The sequence below is a fragment of the Azospirillum agricola genome, from assembly GCF_017876095.1.
Lineage (GTDB): Bacteria > Pseudomonadota > Alphaproteobacteria > Azospirillales > Azospirillaceae > Azospirillum > Azospirillum agricola.
In genome coordinates this window covers 1-1,862 of sequence record NZ_JAGINM010000068.1, presented here as the reverse complement: position 1 = coordinate 1,862, position 1,862 = coordinate 1, and the positions used below count along the sequence as shown (strand labels likewise).

2 protein-coding genes are annotated in these 1,862 nt (G+C 71.0%); both read right to left on the bottom strand.

Features of this window, described 5'->3' with window-relative positions; all coding sequences use genetic code 11:
* On the bottom strand, window positions 1–491 hold a 491-nt coding region (locus J2847_RS33820; protein ID WP_209783105.1), incomplete at its 3' end, for a YecA/YgfB family protein.
* On the bottom strand, window positions 488–1,862 hold a 1,375-nt coding region (tnpC, locus tag J2847_RS33815), incomplete at its 5' end, for an IS66 family transposase (RefSeq protein ID WP_209783104.1). The genes tnpC and J2847_RS33820, both read right to left, overlap by 4 nt.

The window sequence follows — 1,862 nt, the reverse complement described above, 5'->3', positions numbered from 1 at the left end:
GCGATGGCCTCGGTGCCGAACAGCATGGGGTCCAGCACCTGGAAGGCGGCGTGCTCGGGCTTGTCCGGATTGGTCACGCTCTTCCAGGCCCGTGGCGCCAGCCTGATAGCAGCCAGAAAGCCGAGGGACCAGAACATCGGGTCCAAGCCTCCGTTCCGGTGCGGCGGCAACTGCGGCCGATACAGGTAGGGAAGTTGCGCCATCGTCTCCGACAGGCGGTTGTGGTGGTGCGCCACGGCCTGGATGGCCCGGTGCTCGCGGGTTTCCTCCGCGGCGAGCAGGACGCGCTCGCCCAGGAGCTGGCCGAGCCAGATCGACGGATCGATGAACTTCGGCCCGATCAACACGGCGGTCAGGTAGCCGTCGAGCGCGTCGAGGCGCGACACCGGCGCCACCCTGCCGCGGGCCCGCAGGTAGGCTTCGAGGTCGCTGGTGTCCAGCATCGGCTTGGGCGCCGCCGGGGCGGGGTTCGCAGCGGGCTTGGCCATCATGCTGCCTGGCTCTCCTCGCCATCAACGGCGCCGGCCCGCTCCGCCTTCCACGTCCATGGCAATAGGCAGTCGAGAGCGTTGGCCTTCACAGCACCCGACGCCATGCGTTCCAGCACGTCGGCCACGTAGGTGAACGGATCGACGCCGTGGAGGCGGGCGCTCTGGATGAGCGAGGCCAGGATGGCCCAGTCGCGGCCCCCCGCCGCCGAGCCGGCGAACAGGGAATTCTTCCGCCCCAAACCGATCGGGCGCATGCTTCTTTCCACCGTGTTCGTATCGACGTCGATGCGGCCGTCGTCCAAGAAGGCCACCAGCCCGTCCCAGTGGCCCAGGGTATAGTTGATCGCCTTGGCCAGGGTCGATTGGCCGGAGATCTCGGCCCGCACCTCCAACAGCCGGGCCTTCAGCGCCGCCATGAGCGGCCGGCTCTCGGCCTGCCGCACCCGGCGACGCGTTTCGGCCGTCATGCCGCGGATGCGCTCCTCGATGGCGTACACCGCGCCGATGCGCGCGATCACGTCGCGGGCCACGTCCGACCTGGTGGTCTTGAACACCGCCACGAACTTGCGGCGCGCGTGGCTCAGGCAGAACACCAGCCGGACCTTCGCCCCGGAGCGCCGGCGGCGCACCAGCGCCTTGTAGGCGGCGTAGCCGTCAACCTGGAGAATGCCGGCGAAAGCCGCCATCTGCTCCTGCAGCGCCGCTGTGTCGCGGCCCTCGGCGAACACGTAGCCGACCGCCGGCATGGCCGGCCCCCGCCAGGGGCGGTCGTCCACCGCCTGGGCCCAGAGCTGGCACACCTTGGTCCGGCCCCGCCCGGGATCGAGCCGGGGCAACGGCGTCTCATCGCAGTACACCCGCTCCTGGGAACGGATGTAGAGCAGGAGCCGATCGTACAAGGGTTTCAGCCACCATGCCGCCCGGCGAACCCAGAACATCAGGGTGGCGCGGTCGAGCGCCACGCCCTGACCGGCGAACATCTGCGCTTGCCGGTACAGCGGCAGATGCCAGGCGAACTTCGCCACCACCACATGGGCGACCAGGGCGGTGGAGGCCATGCCGCCGTCCACGACCCGCGGCCGGGCCGGAGCCTGGACCGGGGGGCCGGCGCAGGCCCGGCAGACGTACTTGGGCCGGATCGTGCGCAGCACGCGCACGATGGCCGGGACCACGTCCAGCGCCTCGGCGACATCCTCGCCGATCCGGTGCAGCCGCCCCGTGCAGCAGGGGCAGGTGGTGCTCTCCGGCTCGATCACCCTCTCCACCCGCGGCAGATGCCGGGGCAGCGCGCCGACGTTCCGGTTCGCCGGCCGCCGCGGGCGCTCGGGTGCGGCCCGGTTGTCGTTGTCGTTGGCCGGCGGCGCGGCTTCA